Source organism: Paenibacillus sp. FSL M7-1046, assembly GCF_038007405.1.
In the GTDB taxonomy this organism is placed as follows: Bacteria; Bacillota; Bacilli; order Paenibacillales; family Paenibacillaceae; genus Paenibacillus_AQ.
In genome coordinates, this window is record NZ_JBBOXB010000001.1 from 50,816 (window position 1) to 74,813 (window position 23,998).

Annotated in this window: 16 protein-coding genes; 3 read left to right on the top strand and 13 right to left on the bottom strand. The window is 45.6% G+C overall.

Annotation, left to right across the window (positions count from 1 at the left end; translation table 11 throughout):
* Window positions 1–111: 111 nt before the first annotated feature.
* The 6 genes from NYE29_RS00160 to NYE29_RS00185 all read right to left on the bottom strand — a co-directional run bounded on the left by NYE29_RS00160 (window position 112) and on the right by NYE29_RS00185 (window position 8,246).
* Window positions 112–1,578 carry a restriction endonuclease subunit S gene (locus tag NYE29_RS00160; RefSeq protein ID WP_340893727.1) on the bottom strand — a complete coding sequence of 489 codons (1,467 nt, stop codon included), beginning with the start codon at window positions 1,576–1,578 and terminating at the stop codon, window positions 112–114.
* 1 nt (window position 1,579) lies between these two features.
* Complete coding sequence (locus NYE29_RS00165; RefSeq protein WP_340893729.1) at window positions 1,580–3,049, bottom strand: class I SAM-dependent DNA methyltransferase; 1,470 nt, start codon at window positions 3,047–3,049, stop codon at window positions 1,580–1,582.
* Between the two features lie 36 nt (window positions 3,050–3,085).
* Window positions 3,086–5,446 carry an EcoAI/FtnUII family type I restriction enzme subunit R gene (gene hsdR, locus NYE29_RS00170; protein ID WP_340893730.1) on the bottom strand — a complete coding sequence of 787 codons (2,361 nt, stop codon included), beginning with the start codon at window positions 5,444–5,446 and terminating at the stop codon, window positions 3,086–3,088.
* 325 nt (window positions 5,447–5,771) lie between these two features.
* Window positions 5,772–6,812 carry a hypothetical protein gene (locus NYE29_RS00175; RefSeq protein ID WP_340893732.1) on the bottom strand — a complete coding sequence of 347 codons (1,041 nt, stop codon included), beginning with the start codon at window positions 6,810–6,812 and terminating at the stop codon, window positions 5,772–5,774.
* Window positions 6,813–6,817: 5 nt separating this feature from the next.
* Complete coding sequence (locus tag NYE29_RS00180) at window positions 6,818–7,618, bottom strand: DUF7662 domain-containing protein (RefSeq protein WP_340893733.1); 801 nt, start codon at window positions 7,616–7,618, stop codon at window positions 6,818–6,820.
* A complete protein-coding gene (locus tag NYE29_RS00185) occupies window positions 7,605–8,246 on the bottom strand; it encodes a hypothetical protein (RefSeq protein ID WP_340893735.1) in 642 nt (213 codons plus the stop codon). Before NYE29_RS00185 ends, NYE29_RS00180 begins: the two co-directional genes overlap by 14 nt.
* A 118-nt stretch (window positions 8,247–8,364) precedes the next feature.
* Between NYE29_RS00185 and NYE29_RS00190 the strand changes: the two genes are divergently transcribed.
* The gene (locus NYE29_RS00190) at window positions 8,365–8,667 is read left to right on the top strand and encodes a hypothetical protein (protein WP_340893737.1); all 303 of its coding nucleotides are present in this window, start codon (window positions 8,365–8,367) and stop codon (window positions 8,665–8,667) included.
* A 167-nt stretch (window positions 8,668–8,834) separates the two neighbouring features.
* Here NYE29_RS00190 and NYE29_RS00195 read toward each other — a convergent pair whose 3' ends face one another.
* Entirely contained in the window at window positions 8,835–10,028 is a 1,194-nt protein-coding gene (locus tag NYE29_RS00195) for an IS256 family transposase (protein WP_076114668.1), read from the bottom strand.
* A gap of 299 nt (window positions 10,029–10,327) precedes the next feature.
* Here NYE29_RS00195 and NYE29_RS00200 point away from each other — a divergent pair, with 299 nt between their 5' ends.
* Window positions 10,328–11,722 (top strand): SpoVR family protein, encoded by a 1,395-nt coding sequence (locus NYE29_RS00200; RefSeq protein ID WP_340893738.1) that lies wholly within the window; start codon window positions 10,328–10,330, stop codon window positions 11,720–11,722.
* A 337-nt stretch (window positions 11,723–12,059) separates the two neighbouring features.
* Here NYE29_RS00200 and NYE29_RS00205 read toward each other — a convergent pair whose 3' ends face one another.
* The 3 genes from NYE29_RS00205 to NYE29_RS00215 form a co-directional block, all read right to left on the bottom strand.
* Window positions 12,060–12,983 carry an AraC family transcriptional regulator gene (locus NYE29_RS00205; protein WP_340893739.1) on the bottom strand — a complete coding sequence of 308 codons (924 nt, stop codon included), beginning with the start codon at window positions 12,981–12,983 and terminating at the stop codon, window positions 12,060–12,062.
* Window positions 12,984–13,204: 221 nt separating this feature from the next.
* Window positions 13,205–17,704, bottom strand: a complete 4,500-nt coding sequence (locus NYE29_RS00210; RefSeq protein ID WP_340899566.1) for an S-layer homology domain-containing protein — start codon at window positions 17,702–17,704, stop codon at window positions 13,205–13,207.
* 446 nt (window positions 17,705–18,150) lie between these two features.
* Entirely contained in the window at window positions 18,151–20,046 is a 1,896-nt protein-coding gene (locus tag NYE29_RS00215) for a PrkA family serine protein kinase (protein ID WP_038588431.1), read from the bottom strand.
* A 248-nt stretch (window positions 20,047–20,294) separates the two neighbouring features.
* On the opposite strand from NYE29_RS00215, the gene NYE29_RS00220 reads away from it, so the two are divergent.
* The gene (locus tag NYE29_RS00220) at window positions 20,295–21,146 is read left to right on the top strand and encodes a DUF2161 family putative PD-(D/E)XK-type phosphodiesterase (protein ID WP_340893740.1); all 852 of its coding nucleotides are present in this window, start codon (window positions 20,295–20,297) and stop codon (window positions 21,144–21,146) included.
* A gap of 3 nt (window positions 21,147–21,149) precedes the next feature.
* Here the strand turns inward: NYE29_RS00220 and NYE29_RS00225 are convergent, their stop codons facing one another.
* The 3 genes from NYE29_RS00225 to NYE29_RS00235 all read right to left on the bottom strand — a co-directional run bounded on the left by NYE29_RS00225 (window position 21,150) and on the right by NYE29_RS00235 (window position 23,504).
* Window positions 21,150–21,923, bottom strand: a complete 774-nt coding sequence (locus NYE29_RS00225; RefSeq protein ID WP_340893741.1) for a hypothetical protein — start codon at window positions 21,921–21,923, stop codon at window positions 21,150–21,152.
* Between the two features lie 24 nt (window positions 21,924–21,947).
* Window positions 21,948–22,640: an ABC transporter ATP-binding protein gene (locus NYE29_RS00230; protein WP_340893743.1), complete on the bottom strand. Its 693-nt coding sequence runs from the start codon at window positions 22,638–22,640 to the stop codon at window positions 21,948–21,950.
* Window positions 22,641–22,841: 201 nt separating this feature from the next.
* On the bottom strand, window positions 22,842–23,504 hold the full coding sequence (locus NYE29_RS00235; RefSeq protein ID WP_340893745.1) for an HAD family hydrolase: 663 nt from the start codon (window positions 23,502–23,504) through the stop codon (window positions 22,842–22,844).
* Window positions 23,505–23,998: the final 494 nt, after the last annotated feature.

Here is a 23,998-nt window from a genome sequence, read left to right on the forward strand (position 1 = left end):
CCTTATAAATCTGATGTGTATTGAAGTCCTAAAGAAATAAACAGAGGCCTAATGATTGGCATCTGTTTATTAAGTCACCACTGGAGCTTTGGAAAATCGAAATCCAGCAAACTATTTATTAACTTGCTTACAATATGGCATCATTTCTTTAATTTTTCCAACTATCCTTTTCTGTTCAGCAAGTGGCGGTAATGGGAATGCTACCTTTGAAAGAATATCAATATTAATATTTTTTTGCGCCGTTGAACGTGACATTTTATCAAGTATATCTTTATAACACATTAACGCATATAAGAAATACATATTTGTATCAATAGGGTGATATGCATTAAACCCTACAACACTATCAGGAAAACATGCATCAAATCCCAAAATTGCAACATCGCCAATATTAGCTGCAATCGTCAAACAAACTGTTCCTTTTTGCCATACCCTACTCTGTGCAACACCTAATTCGTTATACATAGTAGTATACTGAGTAATAAATTCATCGGCTCTAGCAACATCTCCAGTTTGTATCATAGGGAATGTACCGTTTTCAAATATCTTAACATCGTTCCTAGGTCTGTGTTTTGATTTTCCTCGGCTCAATTCTCCAATTTCTTGTAATCTCACCCACTTCCAACTCTCGGGAATTTCGAAAGGTATCTCATCCTCTGTTATTGCTGGCAGGAGCTTTTCCTTATTAATCTTGCCTTCCTTAATAAGCTTTGCTTTTTCTTCTTGAATCTGCTGATACAGTTCTTCGGCATTACCCTCTTCAACTCGTTGTTCAACCAGTTTTCCTTGGATAGCATATTGCAATATGGATTTCTGAATATCCTCTGGAAACTTCTTATTAAACAACTCAAGTTTAGAGTGGGCTTCACCGTATTTTTCAACATAAGGCATTAATGCTTCAATCTTGGCAACGATTCGCTTTTGTTCTTCGAGTGGAGGTAGGGGTACTATATAGTTCCTTAAAAAGGATAGAGATACAAAAGATTGAACACCGCCTGAAGCTTTCTTCTTCATTAAACCCTGTTCTAGCTGCAAGTACCACAATAAGTATTCCATGAAAAATAAGGTGATGTTGATTGCTTTAAAAAGAGCCATATTTTTTATTGAAAATTCTCGATCCTTTTTTACCAAAACAGGATTTCCTATTGAACCAATCATTGCAAATAATATATCGCTATCTTCTACAAGAGAGCGTTTATTAATCTTATCAGCATCTTCAATGGATATTAATTTAGCAGTATCAAAATCGATTTTACCATTAATTAAATTCTTACTAGTTACTAACGGAATACCTTCATTTACATACCTTGGTGTATCATGAGTGCCATCTCTAACATCAATTACTTCTCCAAACCGCACCCACTTCCAGCTCTCTGGAATATCAAATGGAATTTCATCTTCAGTAACTTTATTCAATGGTTTTTCTTTTTTTATCTTACCTTCCTTAATAAGCCTTACTTTTTCCTCTTGAATCTGCTGATAAAGCTCTTCAGTAGTTCCCTCTTCCCTTCTCTGTTCAACCAGTTTACCTTGAAATGCCAGCTGAAGGATGCTGTTTCTCAAACTCTGTGCATTCATCCTAATTACCTCCAAGCATAGAAGTAATCTGCTCTAGCACATGATCGATCTCAGCATTGAGTGAGGCTCTTTTTTCTTGATACTGATGAATCAAATCCATTGGCTCTAAAATCACTTCTTCCTCATGGGGAAATCCACACAAGTCAATGTTATAGTTTAAGGCCGCTATTTCACTAACTGAATATTTCTTTGCTTTTAGGAATCCTCCGATTTGGATTTCTTCTCGTTTGTTCCACCAAGTTAAGGCTGGCTCAAAATGCTCCAGTTTCATCGGTTTCGTCTTCGAGAAGTTCTTATAGCCTTCTGGCATATCCAGGCGAAAAAACCAAGTTTCCTCTGTTGGATGCGTGTTGTCGAAGAACAAAATATTCGTTGTTATCGACGTATAGGGAGCAAATACGCTATGCGGCAACCTCACAACAGTGTGGAGATTGAACTCCCCGAATAATTTCTTTTTGATATTAACTTTGGCATTATCCGTCCCAAACAGGAATCCATCTGGAAGAATGATGGCACATCTTCCGTTTTTCTTAAGTCTGTACATGATGATGTTGATGAATAAGTCGGCAGTCTCAGAGCTTCTAAGGTCTGATGGGAAATTGACTTTTACGCTATCCTTTTCATTGCCACCATAAGGCGGATTCATAAGGACTACATCAAACTGCTCCATCTTCCTGTATTCCTTGTAATCTGTTTCTAATGTATTGCCATGAATGATGTTTGGGTTGTCAATATCATGCAGCAGCATGTTGGTAACACATAGAATGTGCGGTAGTGCTTTCTTCTCCACTCCATAAACAGAGTTATTGTAAATCTCCCTGTTTTCAAGGGAGTTGCCAACCTGCTTCTCTAGGTCATTTAGAGCAGAAACTAAGAATCCACCTGTACCACAAGCAAAGTCCCCAATTCTTTCGCCTAGAATCGGCTTAATCACTTCTACCATAAAATCGGTTACCGCTCTTGGAGTATAGAACTCCCCTGCGTTACCTGCACTTTGCAAATCTTTTAAGAAAGATTCGTAAATCGTACCAAAGGTATGGCGTTCTTCGTATTCTGTAAAATCAATCTCACCAATGATATTTATAACTTGCCGCAGTAACACGCCATCCTTTTGATAGTTGTTGGCATCTTCAAATGCATATTTCACAATGACCTGGTTCATAGGTGTTTCATCATCAATTTCAAGATTTTTAAGGTTCGGGAAGAGCGTGTTGTTAACAAAGGTTAATAAAGAATCGCCAGTAAGTGCTTGACCATCTTTCTCATCTACAGCCCAATCTCTCCACTTTAAGCCCTCGGGAATGATTGATTTGTAATTATCATCGTACAGTTCCCATGCTTCTTCTTTTGCATCATAAATTTTTAGAAATAGAATCCAGACGATTTGTTCAATTCGTTGAGCGTCGCCATTAATCCCTGCATCATTTCTCATAACGTCTTGAATTCTTTTAACAAAATTTGTTACTGCCATTCTTGTTTACCTGCCTCGTCGTGTTGGTTTATGGTGTTATGCGTAATAAATCTCATTCTCTAATTCCTGAACCGCCTTCTGGTAAGCCTCTTTTCCACCGAAAGCCCTGACTATTTTCATAGGACTCCCGAATTTGGAAAATTCCTTAAGTTGGAGCACTTTGGTTTCTTCAATTTCTTTGATGCCTTCATCGGCATACTTATCAAGCAATGTCTCTAATACTTGCTGTGCCAATTCAGAATACTTATAAAGATAATGACGTTTCTTTACGTTGTTTGCTCTTTCAGCTTTGGTTAGAGGTGGTTTATCATAGGCTAAATGACAGATTAAATCGAAATCATCCAGTTCAGTTTTACCTAATTCTTCTCTTACCGCATCCAGTAATACGCCTTCATCCTTTAATTCGTCAATGATGGCTTGTTTTTTTTGAGCTTCTGTCCATCTTCTAATAAAATCATCTAGCCTTGCGTACTGTTGCAGGATATTTTTCTTAGTATAATCTATAAGACTCTCGGTAATAAGCTTACCATCCTTATCCAGATATTGAACCCTTTCTGAAAGGACCTTTACGACAACATCACCAATATAATACTTTTTAGGTTTGTCATTATCATTAAAACCGTCGGTAATGTAATCCCCTTGTGTCTCCCTAACACCCATAATATCAGTGACATGCGCTGTTTCATCAGGACTATCTGCAATTGGCTCGATTACTGGCTCATCACCATTAATATCTAACACTACTTCTGGCTTTCCATCAAATGCGGGATCAGCAAATAATCTGCTGGCATTACGAAAATCCATAATCGTGAAATAGGTCTTTCCGTATTCTTCGAGAAGCCTCGTTCCTCTTCCGATTATTTGTTTGAACTCGGTCATTCCATTATCACCAAAATTGTTGTCCAGCACAATCAATTTACACATTTTCGCATCCACACCAGTGGTCATTAATTTGCTGGTAACTGCAATAACAGGGTATGTACTTTCTTCGTCAATGAAATATTCCAGTTGTGCTTTCCCTTCGTCATTATCCCCTGTTATACGCATAATATATTTATCATTTGCAGCATACAAATCCTTGTTTGCATTAATTAGAGCTTGTCTCATTCGCTCTGCATGTTCAATATCCACACAGAAAACAATCGTTTTGCTAAATCTGTCTGTCTTCTTTAAAAACTCAGTAATCTTTGCTGCAATCACCCTCGTCCTGTCATCAATAACCAAGGTTCTGTCATAATCCTTGATATTATATTCTCTATCCTCAATTTCATAGCCATGTTTATCGACTTTCCCAATCTCTGGTCGATACCCTTCAAGGTCTTTATCAAGGCCAATTCTTATCACTTTATATGGGGCTAAATAGCCATCATCAATCCCTTGCTTTAAAGAATACTCGTAAATAGGCTCACCAAAGTAAGCTTGGCTTGAGGTTTCCTTCGTTTCAATAGGTGTAGCAGTACATCCTACATGAGTGGCTGATGAAAAGTAGTCCAGGATTTTTCTCCATGCAGAATCTTCTTTCGCACTGCCTCGATGACACTCATCAATAACAATCAGATCGAAGAAGTTCGGTTGAAATTGCAGATAGGCTTCTTCTCCGTCATCACCTGAAAGCTGCTGATACAGAGCAAGATAAATCTCATAGGAACTGTCTAGGGTTCTGTTCTCAACCTTTGTCATCTTACCGCCAAATGGCTTGAAATCACCTGATATCGTTTGGTCAACCAATACATTTCTGTCCGCTAAAAATAATATTTTCTTTTTTAAGCCAGCCTTCCAGAGTCTGTATATGATTTGAAATGCCATAAAGGTTTTACCCGTTCCAGTGGCACATACCAATAATAAACGATCTTGTCCCTTTGCTACTGCATCCACAGTTCGATTAATAGCTACACGCTGATAATATCTAGGGGTCTTATAATTAGGCACATAATAATAAGGTTCAAGAAGCACCTTTTCTTCTGCATCGGTTACATTCTTACCCTTTAGGTATCTTCTATATAAGTCCTCTGGCGAGGGGAACTCCTCAAGGCTTAGTTCACTTACTTCACCTGTAATTAAATTTTGCTCAACAAATCCATCCCCATTGGAAGCATATACATAATAGATGTCGAGTGCTTTTGCATAGACAATGGCTTGCTGCAAACCTGCACCGACTGAATGATTATTATCTTTTGCTTCAATGACCGCTAGAGGGAAGTTGTTCTTATAGAACAGAACATAATCTGCTCTTTTTCTCTTGCCTCTGGTTGTAATATTACCACGAAGTATAATTCTACCAGCGGTAAATGCATATTCCAGACGAATTTGTTTTTTTAATTCCCATCCTGCATTAGTGATTGCTGGTGTGATATATCTGGCTTTGATATCTTCCTCAGATAAATTTTTCTTTGCCATTTGCTCAGTCCTTCCTTCTGATTTTATCTGGATGAATATTATGAATTCTTATCAACCGTTGTTATGTATCCTAGCTAACTATCGGAGTTGGTTCACGCTGTTCAATACGACAATCCAGTTTTAATTTAGTTCTATGGACTTGATCCACATCCCGACTAAATAACCCTTTATCCGACAGTGATTCCTTGCTGTTCGTCATCCCTTCACCTTTGGAGAATTAATCTTAAAATGAAAAATAATACATAGGTAAAATTTCCTACCTCTATATTAACATGTCTAAATACAAGGAGAGTATAAAAAAATAAGGACTCAAGTTGAGTCCCGCTTAAATGATCTCATCAATACGTCTAAGCCAGGCATCGAAATAACTTCTGCTGAGGTTCTCCACCCAATGATTACATAATAGATAATCATAACCATAAATCAAATACGGATCAGCGTAGAATCTTGGTCGTCCGTTTATATTCCGCTGTTCGGTCAAGGATAGGGTAGTGTCGACCTTCTTCAATACAGGATAAGTGATATTAAATGTTTTCTTCGAGTAGTCCAGTCGCTGCAACCGCTCAATCTCTTGCACAGTTAATACATCATTCGCAATCAAGCGTTCAAAACTGGATCTAACCAAAGCACCAATCTTTATTTCCTCAGATCCTTTAAAATCGGCTGGCAATTTCTTAATCTTAACTGTGCTTATCGACTGCCCTATACTCTGCTTATCCTCTGCAAAAAGATTGTACATTTGTATGCTTCGCATAAACAGCTCTGAAGTATCAGACACAGAATTGGATAAGGCTGTAACCACATTGAAGATTTTCTCCTTGAAGTCTTCATTGCACAGAAGCTCAAAACGAAAATCTAAACCTTTTGCATGGAACAGCTCCTGGAGTTCGTCTACGTAGAGTTGCAGCGGTTCACGTATTGCACCATATATTTTTGGAGCAGCAAATATAATATTTCCAGCATTCAAATTGAAATACCCATGAATTTCCATAGCAGTGCGAATCATTTTCTTCAGTACTCTGGAAATGGTTTCTTCCTTGGAGCCGTAATTCAAGCCATACTCATGAAAAGCTACATCTATTCCGTATATATTCTCAACACCATTTGGCCCTCCAACTTCCATACCCAAAGCATCAATCTCAGCCTGTTGGAGCAGTTGGGAGAATGAACTGTTTTGTTTAAACAAATCAAGGCTGTATTTCTGTTTAAAATATTGGTCTGAATCTTTCATCATACTTTCGACGACAGCTTCGTTATGAATCTCCCACGACTTCACCGATGGCTTCCAGTTCAACTGAACAAGCTGACAATTCTTTGCATGTCTCAGCCATGAGAGCATCAAGGATTCTCCGATTTCTATTTTCAACAGAGCTACACCTCATCACCTATTTTTCTGAAAACAGTCTTCTCTCCAAGCGTGACTGAATCCACTTCCCAACCAGCTTGTAGCCAAGATTTAGCTTGTGTATTCGTCAACGTATTAGCCCACCACGGGCGATATTTACTCGCAGATGCAGGCAGTGCGAAACCTAGTATCGCTTCGATCTGGCCTATAGTCATAATCACTTGCTTGCCTTCAGCACTCAGTAAATATCGATAGAGTGAAACGTATTTCCCAACGTTATTCTCCGTAACATTCTTCGGCTGATCTCTATGTTTTTTCAAAATAGGCCGTACAATAACTCCAGACGGTGACTCCAGTGAATCTCCAGATATCGCCTCCTGTCCTTCCAATGCTCGGGTCAGCTTTTGCAGCATATAGCCGATCCCCGTACAATCGCTTAGAGGAAAGAACATCTCCTGTCCTTGATTAAATACAGCCTTAGCTCGATCCGCATAGTGCTTGCCGCCCAGCACCGTAATCTCCTTATATTTGAATAATCCCTTGCTTTCAGCCTGCCTTTTCAATTGAGCGATAAGAATAGTCTCACTGGAAGGCTTAATGAAAGACACATTATAGTCCTCTGGAATGATATCCTCAGGATATAGAAAACCATATTTTGCAGACAGAATCACCCAATGATCGAAGAAGGTTTTAGCATACCTTTGACAGGCCACCGCAAAAACACCAGTATAAACGTTCTGCGCTTCTACAGGTCCAATTGAAGGCTGTTTATCCCAAATCTTCGCGGCACCGCAGGGAATAATACAAAGCGATTTATCTCGATTCAACAGCGAGCCCCTCGATTCTGTCAAAATCTTGGTTATTCAATGGTTCTTTATACAACTCGTTCACTTGCCAAAGTCCACTTCTTCTTATTTTTTCATGGGGTGATGACATCCCAAGCCATTGAACAGAATGAGCGCACTCATCACATAATGATAGCGTAGATATGAGCCTGGATTCCAAGGATAAGCGCTCTGTTTTATCTTCTATAGCCAGCATACAAAATGAGAAATGCTTCTGAATGTAATCACTGACTCTGCTCTCGATAGTCGACTGATATGCTGGATCTATTAAATGACCATTATTAAGTTTAGCTTCCCGAGTTGTAAAATCGAGTTCCCATACACTTGCGTATGGATCTTTGTCTCGGTTCAGCAGACACCTACCTATGTTCTTGCGAAATATACTTCTATCCTTATTCTCCTGAACAAAATGCTGCTTCAAGCGCGACCTAAGTTGATTAGGGCCTGTGTGGGTACCAACTCGAACAATCCGATCTGCGTCATGCCCATATTCCCCCGTTTCAAAGAGCAAAAAGACCCCATTTCTGGGGATCAGGTTGTCCTCGAAGGGAAAATGATGCCGATTCATTTTATTGACTATCCCATGTAGTTCACAACAGTGTTGGCTCATACAAATTGGCCCCCTTTAGATCTAGAAAATTAAATATTCAAGTGTTAATAAATGTAATCTTAACACAATAAGATTGCTATTGGTTTATGATATAATGAGCGAAAGGAAGGTGAGCAGAATGTCCATTTCCAAGGAACAATTAGAACAGAGCTTTCAGGGCAAATCTTACGTAGACCTTAAAGACTTGGTCCAGCTAATTGAAGAGAACTTTGGATTTAACGTTACGCTGCAAAGAAAAGATGGGCAGCCTACATTTACTGATGAACAGAAGAAGCGAATGTCTTCAGTCATTTTTAAAGATGAAGGTGTTCTGTCCCAACTGCAGCTAGCTCAAAAGGATCTTAAGGATGGAATTTCCACATACAGTGACAGCGAAGATAAGTTTGCACAATTACTGAAAGCGGCCCGGGATGAAATCTGACCGATTCAAGGTTCTCTGGACCACTTATGCTCAGGTAGCTCTTGCTATTTTTGGTAGCGTCAAGAAGTTTGTGTAAAGAGTAGAAGTACCTCCCCGGGTACGGGGTGGGGGTGTAGGTGTTTCTGGGGGAAGGGGGAACCCCGACCCCCAGAAACAGGATTTATCAGTTACTCCTCTCCGGGTGTGGGCAAGGAAGGGTAGCGCGCTTCAAATAGCTCATTTAGCTTCTTTTTGACGGTATCCATACCAAAGCCAGGGACGACCCGTTCTGCATGACGCTCATTGTAGTCTAGCATTTCTAGATACACGATTTTCTCGGCCGCATCCATATTCGTCAAACTGTTCATCGGTTTGAGGCGCTTGCGGATTTCCTTGTTCATTCGCTCAATGGGGTTCGACGTGTAGATCGCTTTGCGGATGGATTCCGGATACTTGTAGAACGTTAGGAGTGTGGACAACTGTTCCTCCCAAGACTTCATTTCCTTCGGATACAGCTTGTTCCACTTGGCCTTGACCGTATCAAAGGTAGCCCGGGCCACTTCCTCATCCGGTGCGGTATACACCGTCTTCAGGGCTTCAATGACATCGGTTTTGTGCTCGATTCGGATTTTGGGGAACGTGGCTCGCACTTTGTGCACGACACAATGCTGCACATCCGCCTGCGGGTACGTCTCTTTAAAGGCAGCATCGAGCCCTGGAAGTCCGTCAAATACACCCAGCAGCACTTCCTGCGCTCCGCGGGTGTACAGGTCTTTAAGGACCTCCCGCCAGCCATTCGAACTCTCTTGACCGCCAACGTAGAACCCCAGGATTTGACGTTGTCCTTCTTCGTCGATACCCATCGCAAAATAGACCACCTCCCCACGGACAGTACCCCGTTTGAGCTTCACGTACAGCCCATCCAGATAGATCACGGAGTAGCGCTTGCTTAACGGTCGTTTCTGCCACTGGTGGATATCGTCAAGGACGGTAGCGGTAATATTGCTAACGGTTGTCGGAGAGTAATGGCTCCCGAACATGCTTTCAATAAAACGGGCTACATCCCGGGTTCCCATGCCCGATTTGTACATCTGGATCACCGCCTCCTCGAGCCAACCGTCCCGCCGCTGGTACGGCTCAAACAGTTGAGTTTGGAAGAGGGCCTGGCGGTCGCGGGGGACCTCCAGACCCTCCAGGTTGCCGTATTTTGTATGCAGATCTCGCGTGTAGTATCCGTTGCGGCTATTACGTGTACCTGCTTCCTCACTGGACATGAACGCCTGGATTTCGGCACGCATGATGGATTCCATGTTGTCTTTTACAAACTGAGTGACAAGATTTTCAAATAGATTATTCAGCTGGTTTTCGGGTAAAATAGTCATCGAGTAGGGTTCCTTTCTTGGTGGACTTCGCAATCCCGAGAATACCCTACTTTTTTGTTGCCTGACTAGGCTCCAAATCTTGGTACACAACTTATTTTACGCCATCCTATTTTTTAACTCTTCGATTACATACTCCAATTTACATGAAGTCTATTTATCCAACTCCCGATTCACGGCATCATACTCCCTCCCCTCCTCCCATATACATTAAGAAGAACAGAACCGATCTAACGGAACCTCTGCGGTCTAGCCGGAATAGGTTGCAGCAAACACAGCAAGCTGGAAGGAGCGATGGATTCATGCCCGGGGATGAGATTAAAGCACTGGAGCGGGCGATTGCCGAGATCACGGAGATTGCAACCGGATTTGGGCTGGATTTTTACCCGATGCGTTATGAAATATGTCCTGCCGATATTATTTACACGTTCGGGGCCTATGGAATGCCTACCCGATTTGGACACTGGAGCTTCGGAAAAACGTTTCACAAAATGAAATCGCAATACGATTTCGGACTAAGCAAAATCTATGAGCTCGTCATTAACTCCAATCCCTGTTATGCCTTCCTGCTGGACGGAAACTCGCTGATCCAGAACAAGCTGATTGTCGCGCATGTGCTGGCGCATTGCGATTTCTTTAAGAACAACATGCGCTTCTCCATGTCCAACCGGGATATGGTCGAGAGCATGTCAGCCACAGCCGACCGGATTGCCGGCTATTCGGTGACCTACGGAACGGATACTGTGGAGAACTTCATTGACTCCGTACTGGCCATACAGGAGCATATCGACCCCAGTCTGATCCAGCCGCGTAAGCTGGGAAAAACCCATCTGCTGGAAGCCAAGATGAAGGAACGCAAGGATGCCCCAGCCGGCGGTAACGCTACACCAAGTCCTTATAGCGAGCTATGGAATCTGGATCCGGCTTCAGCAGAGCCACAGGCAGCGGAAACCGCAGGAAAACGGGCCTTCCCGCCTGAGCCGGAGAAGGATATCGTCTGGTTCATCCAGCAGTATTCGACCGTGCTGGAGGACTGGCAGCGCGATATTATGACGATGCTGCGTGACGAAATGCTCTATTTCTGGCCGCAGATGGAGACCAAGATCATGAACGAAGGCTGGGCCTCCTATTGGCATCAGCGGATCATGCGCGAGCTGGACCTGACTCCTGAGGAGACAATTGAATACTCGAAGCTCAATTCCTCAGTCGTGCAGCCTTCCCGCCAGAGCTTGAACCCTTACTACCTGGGACTCAAAATATTTGAAGACATCGAACGCCGCTGGGACCGCGACAAAATGTTTGAGGTACGTGAACTGGATTCCGACATTTCATTTATCCGCAGCTACCTGTCCAAAGAGCTGGTCAATGACCTCGACCTCTATGTCTTTGAGAAAAAAGGTCCGGAATGGAAAATCACCGACAAAGCCTGGGAAAATGTACGCGACCAGCTTGTGCTTGCCCGGGTCAACGGCGGCTCTCCCTACCTTGTTGTTCAGGATGCCGATTACGAGCGCAATGGCGAACTGCTGATCGCCCACCGCTACGAGAGTATTGAGCTTGACCTGAAATATCTGGAACGCACGCTCCCGCACATCTATGCCCTCTGGGGCCGGACCGTGCACCTCCAAACCGTAGTAGAAGACAAAAAAGCCCTTTTTACCTATGACGGTAAAAAGGTGCAACGCAAGTTTGTGTAATACGCTTTTGCTTTGATATGTTTAAAGGTCGCCTGCACATAGCTTCAGGCGATCCTAAAAAGAAAGGCCCGCGAGCACATACTTTGTGCGAGCGGGCTATTCTTAAGGTCGCTACCCACAGCGACCTTAACAATAGGAAAACAGGCAAAGGCTGTGGAGGTGAGCGTAACGGAGAGAATTTTGGAACTGCAGGAGCGATAGCGTCCGCCTTTAAGGTTGGATTTCCACCGCTGCACAGCGGCTCAAATCAAGAAATCCAACCTTAACAGCGGCCGGAAGTCCAAATATTCGCGCAGTGAAGCTCATTCACCGGCAGCCTTTGCCCATCTTTCAAATGTTAAAGTCGCACCCTCACCGGAACATAAATCTCCATCACCGTATCCACCCTGGAATGGCAGCGTTCATCGTAGAACTCGTAATCTAGCTTGCCTTCGTCATAGACATACCCGCTGTCCTTGAACCATTCCTCAAAAATATACTTCCAGGTGCTCTTAATCACCTGAACAAAATCCCCCTGATCCTTCTCTTCCGAAGTATCCACGGGTGGTGTGGTGAATACCGCGTAGTCTGCCTCAGGGACTTCAACTGTCAGCATCTCATCGGTCACCTGGCTAAAATCGTCAACGATCACGCCAAGCAGATAAGTAGCGTTTCCGCTCTCAGCGGCCGGAACACATAAGCCGACTTCTCCGTGCCTTGGAGGTGCGAGAATTTCATACATTTTGGATTCCAGGTTCTCTCCATCATAATGGCTCCAGAAAGAAGCGATATCCTTGGTATAATTGCCTTCGGCCACATTGGTTTCAATACCGTAACCAGCGACCTTAAAGGCCGGTTTATGCATAATAACTGGATTCATTAAATAACCTCCGATTTTGACAACAGAACCGCCCTGAAGATAACCGTCCATACGGGACGCATACTGCGATGGGCTATAGCCATAGGCCTTGCGAAACGCCTTGGTAAATCCGCCTGGCGTCTCAAAGCCATACTCCAGCGCAATATCAATAATTCTCCGTCCGCTGAACAATTCGACCGCTGCCAGTGACAGCTTCCGGCTCCGTACATATTCCATTACAGACATCTCCTTGCACAGACTGAATACCCGGCTAAAATGATATAGCGAATATCCGGCCTCGGCGGCAATCTTCTCAGCAGTCAGGTTGTCTTTGATATTTCCCTCAATATAATCGATACATCTCTCAATATCCTTGCTGTAATTCAATGAGTCACCCAGCCTTTCCCCGTACGGTGATTTCATTATAACAAGCAGTTTGCAAGCGGGCTGTTCCTCGTTTGCTAAGAAGCAATTTAAGCGGCTTATACAATCGATGCAGGAGTAAACCCGGCTTACACCGGAAGATAGGAAGACTGCTGTTCGGCAGTACACGCTAAAAAACAGGCAAGTCCCTTATACCGGAAGCTTGCCTGTTGTATATATGATACTTTTTAAGATATTGTGTTGCTGTGCAAGAGATCTGCTTAAGGAATCGTAATGGTTAGAGAGTCCCCGGGATCTACGACCCCGGCTGCGGCTTTGAACTTCAGATTGAGCGTATAATCCTTGAAGTTATTCATGTCATTGACCCTATCGAGCTGGTAGTTTCCGTCAGGCAAGAGTACGGTGAATTTCCCGTCTTTTATTTGTCCTGAATACGAGTTATTGTTGTCAGTGTCATGCAAGTATAGAACAACGCCAGTCATAGGTTTACCGCCTTTAGTGACTGTACCGGAATACTCCACAGGCACGGTAATCACAAGCGGATTGGGCACTGACTGTCCAGCTGCAACACTAAAGGAATAGTAGATTTTAATGTCCTTCTGACTGGCTTCATCAGTGAATTTATCCACTGTGTAGTCATCCTCCGGGAGATACAAGGAGAACTGTCCGTCCTTGATTACAGCAGAGTATGCTTTGTATTCGCTGCCCCCGACACTGTGGAGAAAGATTGTTCCATTGGCAACTGGTGTTCCATTTGCACTAATGATTGAGCCCGAAACTTTTGGAGGAAGCTTCAGAATATAAGGCTGCGGGTTAAAATGTCCATCAGTTACAGTGATGCCAGTATATAATGGAATATTCTCCTTGGTATCATTAACTGTTACACTATATAGCTTATACTTTCCATCGGGAAGATAAAGACTGAATACGCCATCTTGTGAAGAAGTACCGTAGCTCGTATATGTCCCTCCATCAGTGCTGATATTTAAGTAGCTCCTACCAAGTGCTGTACCATCAGCATAGGTTACCTTAATCTCGCTCTTGAAAGGGATGGTAATATCCAGAGTTTTCATTTGCTTATCAACAATTTCGAACGAGTAGGCCGGAATAGCTGAATCGTTGTAACTGTACACATCATATTTACCCGGCGCCAAGGTAAGTGTAAATTGTCCTTTAGCCACAGAAGTTCTGGCTCCTGCCGTCTGACCTCTGACTGACAATATGCCATCGGGAACCATTGATCCGTCCGGATATTTAAGTGTACCCGTTACATTATAATTGGGGACTTTAATATCCAGCAGAGCCGGGACCGGTTTCCCTCCGGCTACCGTAAAGTTGTAGGTGAGATACATATTCTCCTGTGGGCCTGTGACGTTGTATCTGTCCACTTTATACTTGCCGTCAGGCAGATAAGAGCTAAACTTCCCGTCCTTCACTTGAATCGTTACAAAGGCTTGGGTGGTCTCTTCTGTAATGGACAGAAACCCATCCTTTATTGTTGAACCATCCTCGAATTGCAACGTCCCCGTTACGTTCTTGAGCTGCACGACTACAGACAACGGATCAGGTAAGCTTTTGTTATTCACAACTTTGAAGGTATAAGAGACCTGTTGCGATTCATTGCTGTCTTCGCTATAGTAGCTGCTAATCTTATAATCTCCATCCGGCAGATAGACACTGAAAGAGCCGTTTTTCACTTTGGCACCGACCGAAGTAAGAGTTGAGGGATTTTGATCAAAAATGTAGACCGTTCCATTCTCAACCACTCTGCCATCTGAATACTTCACAGTCCCCGTCACATTTTTCGAAGGAATAATTAGATTTAAATTGCTTGGAACGGTTTGTCCGTCTAACACTGTAAATGAATAGCTGAGTGGAGTCATGTTGTTTTGGCTGTCATAATACGTATATACCTGATATGAGCCATCAGGGAGATACAGTGTGAACCTGCTGTCTTTGATAGCTGTAGCATATTCGATTACTGGAGTGGTTGTGGTACGCACATACAGCCTGCCGGAGTTCACTGGCTGGTTTTCACTATCCACAACAGTTCCCGTAAGCTTCTTGGGAACGACAACCTTAATGGGATCCGGAGCTGACTGACCGTCAGCTATAGTGAAGCTGTAGTTCAGCGATATTCTTTCAGAGTTATCATAATTATTGAATTCGGTCAACTTATACGTGCCGTCTGGCAAGTAGACGCTAAATTGGCCATCTATTACCTCGGAAGAATAGCTGATATAACCGTTTCCGTTCGTTGTGTTCTGCAGGTACACCGAACCGTTGCCGGTGGAGCTTCCATCCGAATAGCTTAATTTTCCTGTAAACAGCTTCGGCAGCTTTATTTCAAGCGGATTCGGACTCGTCTTGCCGCCGGATACGCTGAATGACTGGTAGAAACCAATCATCTGTTCCTCGGGAGTATTAAGATTATAGGTGCGGTAATTCCCGTCCGGCAAGTAGAGGGTAAACTCACCATCCTTGATTGCGGCAAAATAGGTTGGGTAAGTGCCGGAATCTGTCCGGTTCACATACAGCCTTCCGGATGCAACCGGTGTTCCGTCGAAATTGCTGATTGTTCCTGTAACAGCTGCAGGAAGCGTAATACTTAGCGGACTCGGTGAAGATTGTCCTCCTGTAATGGTGAACGTATAGTTCACTGAAAGACTCTCTTGGCTATCGTGTTTATATAAACTGCTGACCTGATAATTGCCATCAGGCAGGTACAGACTGAAGGTCCCATTCCGGACCACAACACTGTAATTGGAAGAAGGATTGGTATTGACGCTGTTGATGCTCAGACTTCCATTGCTGATTGTGCTGCCATCGGCAAATTGAAAGGTCCCCGACAATTTCGGAGACAAGGTCAGCTGCAGCGTCCCTGAATCCAGCTTACCGTCAGCGACAGTAAATTGACGGGACAAAGCAATAACCTCTTGATTCCCCCCGGTATTAAGCTGGTTCAAGTAATACTTACCGTCCGGCAGCTCTATTCCGAACCATCCGTTCTTCAGCTCTGCTTCGTAGGTGATTCCGACTCCATTCTTCAGCCTGTATAGATACAGGGTTCCCTCTTCAACCATCGATCCGTCTGCATACGTAAAACTACCCTTAACATTGCCGCTTAATGCTGGCGGCGGGGTCGCTGTTGGTTTTGCGGTTGGCTTGGCTGTGGCTGTCGCCACAGGCGTTGCTGTAGCCACTGGTGTTGCTGTAGCCACTGGCGTTGCTGTAGCCACTGGCGTTGCTGTAGCCACTGGCGTTGCTGTCGCGGCTGGCGTTGCTGTTGCGGCTGGCGTTGCTGTTGCGGCTGGCGTTGCTGTTGCGGCTGGCGTTGCTGTCACCACAGGCGTTGCTGTCGCCGCTGGTGTCGGGGTTGCCGTTGTCGACGGTACAGCCGGATTAGCGTTTCCCGCCGCTGTTGGTGATGGCGTCGCAGCCGACTTGTCAACACCGCCAATCTTGACCTTAATATCGGAGCCGCTGTCTTTACCAGCTTCCAGCTTGACTGGCGAAGTTTCCATCGTAATGCCTACGGCATTGATGACCGCAGTGTCAATTTTACCTTTGCCTGTAACATCCAGGCCAGTATTGATATTCATCGTTGTGATGCTGGCTTCATTCTTCAGTTTATTACCTGTGGCTTCTTTAGCCACGTTTAGACTCTGAATCGTGCCTTCAGGAATATCTACAGCAATATTATGTGCTTGAATGTTGACTTCCTTAAAGCTGCCTTTCAAGCTTATCTTGGCATTTGCCGGCAGCTCTTTCGATAAGGTTACTGCACCAACAGCTGCCCCCGTGATCGATTCAATCGCCGCTTCCGATTGAACCTGCAGATTGGCAACCGTTGTCGTTCCTTCAGCCACAATTCTTACACTGCCATTCTTTTTGTCGATGATGACCGTGCCAAGAATGCTCTTGTCAAAATGAATGCTGTGAGCACCGCCGCCGGAGACGGTAGTCGTTCCCTTGACGGTCACATTCTCAAGGACCGCTTCGCCTTCTGCTATACCTTCTCCTAAGAGTAAATTACCGCTGATCGTCGTATTCCGGAGTTTAATATCCGGCGAGTTGATGATAACATTCTGAAGGGTGGCGGCATTCCCTGCTTCAGGGCCATAGGTCCCTGGTGTACTGTATGTTACGCTTACTGCTGAATTATGTATGTCCAGAGCTCTATCCAAAATAACTACAGCCTCGGCGCGGGTTGCCCGATCACCCGGATGAAAGCTGTTGTCTGCAAAGCCCTGCATAATCCCCTTCTCCTGCACTGCACTGATAGCGTCTTTGCACCACGCCGGACTATCTGCTGTATCGCTGAAGTTGGCATCTGCTGATGCAGTCAACCCGAGCAGTTTGCTGACAATGACCGCTAATTCCTGTCGGGTAACCTTGTTGCCCGGTCCAAAAGAGCCGTTGCCATATCCGCTAATGTATCCAGCAGCATTTGCTTTTAACAACTCCGGATACACCCAGCTCGAAGCTGCCACATCCTTGAACTCCACGGACTTGCTCTCCACAAATCCAAAGGATTTGTTAACTAATGAAACCAGCTCGGCTCTGGTGATGGGATTGGCCGGTTTAAAGCGGCCATCCGGATATCCGGAGATGAAGCCTTTTTCCATCCACTTGCTAATTTGCGGTTCGGCCCAATTCCCGGAAATATCCGAAGCCGTCCCGGCGAATACGGAGGCGTACGGAGATATCGTGAAACAAATCACAAGTAATAAGGCAAAACCTTTCTTCAAAATCTTCATCTTCGACAACGTTCTTCCCTCCAATGATAAAAAAAAATCAATCCGCTATTAAATTACACGATCTCCTAAATTTCGACTATAAGAAAAAACTGATATTCCTATGAAAATGTCGACTTTTGTATGTATTTTTGGTGGCTATTTCTCCATATTCGCTATATTTGACGGTATTTGCAGCATCACAAGGACTATACGGTCCGTGAATCTGGGTATATGAGCTCAAAGTACATAAGTAAGTGCTGTACGCTCCGTTGCCCCTTTGGCAAGTTCAGCATGTATCGTGCACCAGCTTTCTGCTTCAGCCTTTTGCATGGGCGTTCAGCAGTACATTTTGCTTAAAAAAACACCACAAAAAGGACCGCCTCATGGCAGTCCGCAGTGTTGCAGTTACATACAAAAGTATGCAGCTTGCAGATACCTTTTTTGGAGAATGTGCCTAATGAATGCGATCACCGGTTCAGCAAACTTCCGACATATTTCAGCAGCTCGTTGGCGCAGATCGGGCAGTAGTTATGCTCGTCGATCAGGCGTCTGGATACCTCGTTGATCCGTTTGAGCTGGCTTTCATCCGGCGTTTTGGAGGAGGTGGTAATCTTGACGATATCCTTGAGATCGGTAAACAGCTTCTTCTCGATCGCTTCCCGCAGCCGGTCGTGGTTGTTGTACTCGAACTTTTTGCCTTTGCGGGAATAGGCGGAAATACGGATCAGGATTTCTTCACGGAAAGCTTTTTTCGCATTTTCGGAAATGCCGATCTGCTCTTCAATGGAGCGCATCAGCCGCTCATCCGGCTCCATCTCCTCATCCGTCAGCGGATCACGTATCTTGGCCCAGTTGCAGAAGGCTTCGATATTATCGAGATAATTTTCGAACAGCGTTTTGGCGGACTCTTCAAAAGAGTAAACGAACGCCTTCTGCACTTCGCTTTTGGCCAGAATATCGTATTCCTTGCGGGCGATGGAAATGAAATTCAGATACCGTTCCCGTTCCTCCTTGGTAATCGAAGGGTGCTGATCCAAGCCATCCTTGATCGCCCGCAGCACATCCAGTGCGTTCATGCACTGCAGGTCGCCTTTGATCAGGGCGCTGGAAATCCGGTTGATGACATAACGCGGGTCGATGCCTGACATGCCTTCATCCAAATATTCGGTCTGCATCTCCTTGAGGTCGGCTTCCTTGTAACCTTCAACCTCTTCGCCGTCATACATGCGCAGCTTTTTGATCAGGTCCATCCCCTGCTTCTTGCTCTCCTTCAGGCGGGTCAGGATTGAGAAAATCGCAGCGGCGCGCAGCGCGTGGGGCGCAATATGCACATGCTTCATGTCGCTTTGGGCGATCAGCTTGGCGTAGATTTTTTCCTCTTCCGACACTCTCAGGTTGTACGGCACAGGCATGACGATCATACGGGACTGAAGTGCTTCATTCTTTTTGTTGGAGATAAAGGATTTGTACTCCGTTTCATTCGTGTGGGCAATGATCATCTCGTCCGCCGAAATCAATGCGAAGCGCCCGGCTTTAAAGTTGCCTTCCTGGGTCAGCGACAGCAGGTTCCACAGAAACTTCTCATCGCATTTGAGCATTTCCTGGAACTCCATCACTCCGCGGTTCGCTTTGTTCAGTTCCCCGTCGAAGCGGTAGGCGCGCGGATCGGATTCCGAACCGAATTCGGTAATCGTGGAAAAGTCGATGCTGCCTGTGAGGTCAGCGATATCCTGCGACTTCGGATCGGACGGACTGAAGGTCCCGATGCCCACCCGCTCCTCCTCCGACAGCAACACCCGCACAACCTTCACCTGCTCGATGTCACCGTGGTATTCATTCTTCAGCCGCATTTGGCAGGAAGGGCAGAGATTGCCCTCGATCCGCACACCCAGTTCTCTCTCGATCTCCGGGCGCAGCTCCAGCGGAATCAAATGAAGCGGGTCCTCATGCATCGGGCAGCCTTCAATGGCATACACCGCTCCTGCATCCGTACGCGAATACTGCTCAAGACCACGTTTCAGCAGCGTAACCAATGTCGATTTCCCTCCACTGACCGGTCCCATAAGCAGCAATATCCGTTTGCGTACGTCTAGACGCCGGGCTGCGGAATGAAAATATTCCTCCACCAGCTTCTCCACCGCCCGGTCGAGTCCAAAAATCTCCTGCTCAAAAAATTTATACCGCTTGCGTCCATTAATGTCCTCTACGCCGTGTGACTTGATCATGTCGTATACGCGGGAATGAGCTGTTTTAGCGGGAGAGGGGTCTTTTCTCAGCAGTTCTATATAGTCCTTGAAGGTGCCGCTCCACGCCAAACGGTCGTTCTCAGCCCGATACGAAGCTATACGCTCAAAAATATCCATTGCTCGCTACCTCCTCTTGCGCTCCTACTTGCTCCACAGCTTTAAAAGTGTATTACATACCTATGCGGCGAGCCCGGAATAGTTTACCTCTTTTTTGCTGTGCTATAATAGAGAATCATGATTTCCCTTATAAAATACCGGCACAAAGTGCGGGCTTGTCCTCCAAGCTTATTCAGACACTTTGCCATTCAACCGTAAACCTATAGATTCAGCCGGGGACGCAACATTAGGACACAGGAGTGACAAATATGGCCGTAAAGCATGAAACGGAGCTATATGCTCCTTTGAAGAGTTTTTTTGAGAGACAAGGCTATGACATCAAAGGCGAGGTACGGACCTGTGATTTGGTAGGCCTGCGTGAGGGTGAGGAGCAGCCGCTGATCGTGGAGATGAAAAAATCGTTCAACCTCGCCCTGCTGCTGCAGGGGGTTGAACGATTGCGGTTAAGTCCCAACGTTTATCTCGCCGTGGAGCGCGTGCGTGACAAAAAAGGCGCGGTGAACCAGCGCTGGGGCGAGCTTAGCGGGCTATGCCGCCGCCTTGGCCTTGGTCTGATCACTGTGGTCTTTTACAAGACCAAGGCACCGCTGGTCGAGGTGCTCGCGGAGCCGGGCGACGCGCCGCCCCAGCCCCGCAGCCGCACACGGCGGCGCGAGCGGCTGCTCTACGAGTTCCGCGAGCGCAGCGGCGACTACAACACCGGCGGCAGCACGCGCGTCAAGCTCGTGACGGCCTACCGCGAGAAGGCGCTGCGCGTGGCGCTCGCGCTGCAGGCCGCAGAGGCCGAAGCCGCCCTTGCGGCGGCCGGCCTCGCCGCGAAGCGCGCCGGACGCGGCGGCGCGCCAAGGGCAGACACAGCAGCGGACGCCGCTGCTGTGTCTGCCCTTAGCCCGGCGGCTGCGGACAGCCGGGCGAAAGCTCCGCTCGGCGTCACACCCGCCGAGCTGCGCAAGAGAAGCGGCGTGCCGGGCGCCGCCTCATTCCTGCAGAAGAACTACTATGGGTGGTTCTTCCGGGTGGGGCGCGGCCGCTACACGCTCACGGCCGCCGGAACAGCGGCGCTGATCGAATATGCGAATATCACCGGAAGCCGAGCCTAAACTTTATTTTCCATACAGCTCATATTTCCGTCCGTTCAGCAGAAGGGCTGCCCCGCTGCCTGCAACACAGGCGACCAGCAGATTCATGCCAATAGACTGCCAACTGATCGTATCGTTAATATTGGCCGCCTGCTCCTGATAGATGGGACTGACCGTCAGCAGATTGGCGTATTGCTTGAAGGACTCATTAGCCGACGTTCCTATGCTCCAGTGCGAGCTGTCCTGGATAACCAGAGCGAACTGGACAGCAACAACCGCACCAATCAGGACAGCAATGCAGAGATGGCTTAACAACGGTTTGCGTTGTCTTTTGCCTGCAGCCAGCGCCAGTCCTATTAAGGCCAGTCCGGCAGGAATACTGCACAGCTTGGACAACAACAGATACAGGATTCCTAGCGCCGGACTGGCCGAATCAGCAATCCTCGCCTGATATAAGCCATCAGGATTTAAAAACACCTCCAGCAATGTCGTCGACCATACCGCCGTGGTGCCGAGCATAAAAACAGCCGATTTCACCAGAAACAGCGATGAAGTCTTGACAGGCAGCATATGATTAACCGGCATCGTACCCGTGAAGAATTCCCTGTAATAATCCACATAGATGTACACCGGGATCAGAATACCGATGACCATGTTTACGGTGAGAATCAGAAATGCCAGATCTTGGCCTGAGCTGAACAGGAAATACAGGTTGATTAAGCAGCTTAATCCGGTTAACGAGGCGAACATTGCAAAATGTCTTTTGCACTCCAGTTTAAATTGATGGACTAGAATCACGTAACTACTCCCCTTCTCAAATGGTTAAACGATGCTTTTAAACAAATCTTCAATGGGCAGGCCATACTCCCGTTTCAATTCCTCCACGCTCCCCTGCAGCTGCACTCTTCCTTCGTCCACAATCGCTATATGCGTAAACAGGCATTCGACATCGCGAATCAGGTGGGTGCTGATCAGAATGGAGCTGTCAGGGTCAAAATTATCCAGGATAATCTGCATGATTTTATCACGCGTTGATGGATCGACAGCCGCTAATGGTTCATCAAGTACGAATAATTGGGCCCGGCGTGCAAACGTAAGCGATATGCTCACACGCTCCTGCATTCCTTTGGACAGGGACTTCACCTTATCTTTAAGATTCAATCCGAGCATCGCTATCATTCCGCAGGCCTTGTCCCGCTGAAAATCGGCAAAAGCGTGATGATAAAAATCAATGCACTCCTCAATACTCATCCATGAATACAGAAATTCTCTGTCCGGCAGATAGGATACAATCTTTTTCGTTTCCACACCGGGATGTTGCCCACCGACTGTAATCGTCCCTTTATAATTCCGCAGCAAAGCCACGATCAGCTTCATAAGCGTCGTTTTCCCCGCCCCGTTCGGCCCCAACAGCCCTACTATACTTCCCTTGGGAACTGTTAAATTCAGTCCGTTTAAAGCAGCCTTTTTTCCATACATTTTCGTCAGATTCGCACATTCCAGTACATTTCCCACATTGCCACTCCTCTTCATTCGGTCTTTCTTATATCCATATATATACATTCCAAATTATTAGACTCCTGTACTCGAAACATCCCTGCAAGCTGCGCTGAAATGCCATGTATTTGCATAAACAAAAAGCAAGCCCCCCATACCGGAAGACTTGCCTTTTCACCAATACCAGCCTGCACACTGCCAATATCCAACGATTTGTTATTAATCGATTATTACATACTGAACTAATTCCTTAAGATCTTCAAATATTACATCCGCCTCTACATCCGTAGAAAACTGTGTACTTTGTTTCCATGCTGCTCTGAGGCCTGCGGCGCGACTCGCCCGGATATCATTCTCCGGATGGTCGCCGACAAACAGCGTTTCCTCCGCCTTAACCCCTAGCTTAGTCAATGCCCGAAGGAAGATAGCCGGATCCGGCTTGCGCAGACCTTCCCACTCTGAAATCAACACCTCATCGAACAAAGGGCTGATCCCCAGAGCTTGAAAATTATCATATTGGAATTGTCCATAGCCGTTGGATACCAGCGCAAGTTTGATTCCGTTTGCCTTTAATGTTGTAAGCATACTCATCAAATTAGGAAATCCGATACAATGTCCTTGGAAACCATGCAGATAATCATTCAGAAGTTCTGCCCAGCTTAGCTCCCGGATAGAAAAGTCCTCAAGTAGCTGCTGATACACTTTATCTTTCCAGACATAACCGTGCTGATCCAGCTCGACAAACCGCTGCAGAAATTTTTCTTTGGGAACAGACTGAAATTGTGGATATCGTTCATACTGATCACGGACAAAAGAGACCAGAGAGGACTCGCGGTCCAATAACGTTCCATCCAGATCGAAGAGCACCGCTTTAATTTCCATCTTCCTGCCCTTCCACACGTAAGTGCGTTGATTATTGAGATTATCGGCCGCTGACTCCCGCCAACCTCTTGATTGTTGTTTGCTGCGGATGAACTCTGGTTTAGGTTGCTTGCTCCGAGTTCAGATAAGTGTATTTGGTGCAGCTATTCGGGAGCAATATAGTTGTTTCAAAGATATAGTTGTATGCTCTGCAATTAAAAATGGCGAATCCTTTCGTTTGGCCCGAATGACATCTATTTAGTTGTACGAAGTGCAGCTATCTCCTCATTCGCCCATCCATATGGAGTTTTAGATGTATAAAGTGCAATTATCGCGTAATTCGCTCATAGGGTAGAGATCACGCCCCCATGTTCACCCAAAAAGCCCATTCTCGCCCAATTCTCCTGCACAGAATGCAACAGAATCCTATCAGACTGCCAAAAACAGGGAATCTATTGTACTAAATACAGCAGACGCTACTCATAGCCTCTCATATGTCACAAACTACAACCTCT

What these genes read in the sequence shown, in the direction of transcription:
- NYE29_RS00160 (WP_340893727.1), bottom strand. Translation starts at nt 1,578, where the DNA reads ATGAATGCACAGAGTTTGAGAAACAGCATCCTTCAGCTGGCATTTCAA.
- NYE29_RS00205 (WP_340893739.1), bottom strand. Translation starts at nt 12,983, where the DNA reads ATGAAATCACCGTACGGGGAAAGGCTGGGTGACTCATTGAATTACAGC.
- NYE29_RS00190 (WP_340893737.1), top strand. Translation starts at nt 8,365, where the DNA reads ATGTCCATTTCCAAGGAACAATTAGAACAGAGCTTTCAGGGCAAATCT.
- NYE29_RS00200 (WP_340893738.1), top strand. Translation starts at nt 10,328, where the DNA reads ATGCCCGGGGATGAGATTAAAGCACTGGAGCGGGCGATTGCCGAGATC.
- NYE29_RS00235 (WP_340893745.1), bottom strand. Translation starts at nt 23,504, where the DNA reads ATGGAAATTAAAGCGGTGCTCTTCGATCTGGATGGAACGTTATTGGAC.
- NYE29_RS00220 (WP_340893740.1), top strand. Translation starts at nt 20,295, where the DNA reads ATGGCCGTAAAGCATGAAACGGAGCTATATGCTCCTTTGAAGAGTTTT.
- NYE29_RS00215 (WP_038588431.1), bottom strand. Translation starts at nt 20,046, where the DNA reads ATGGATATTTTTGAGCGTATAGCTTCGTATCGGGCTGAGAACGACCGT.
- NYE29_RS00185 (WP_340893735.1), bottom strand. Translation starts at nt 8,246, where the DNA reads ATGAGCCAACACTGTTGTGAACTACATGGGATAGTCAATAAAATGAAT.
- hsdR (WP_340893730.1), bottom strand. Translation starts at nt 5,446, where the DNA reads ATGGCAAAGAAAAATTTATCTGAGGAAGATATCAAAGCCAGATATATC.
- NYE29_RS00195 (WP_076114668.1), bottom strand. Translation starts at nt 10,028, where the DNA reads ATGACTATTTTACCCGAAAACCAGCTGAATAATCTATTTGAAAATCTT.
- NYE29_RS00210 (WP_340899566.1), bottom strand. Translation starts at nt 17,704, where the DNA reads ATGAAGATTTTGAAGAAAGGTTTTGCCTTATTACTTGTGATTTGTTTC.
- NYE29_RS00165 (WP_340893729.1), bottom strand. Translation starts at nt 3,049, where the DNA reads ATGGCAGTAACAAATTTTGTTAAAAGAATTCAAGACGTTATGAGAAAT.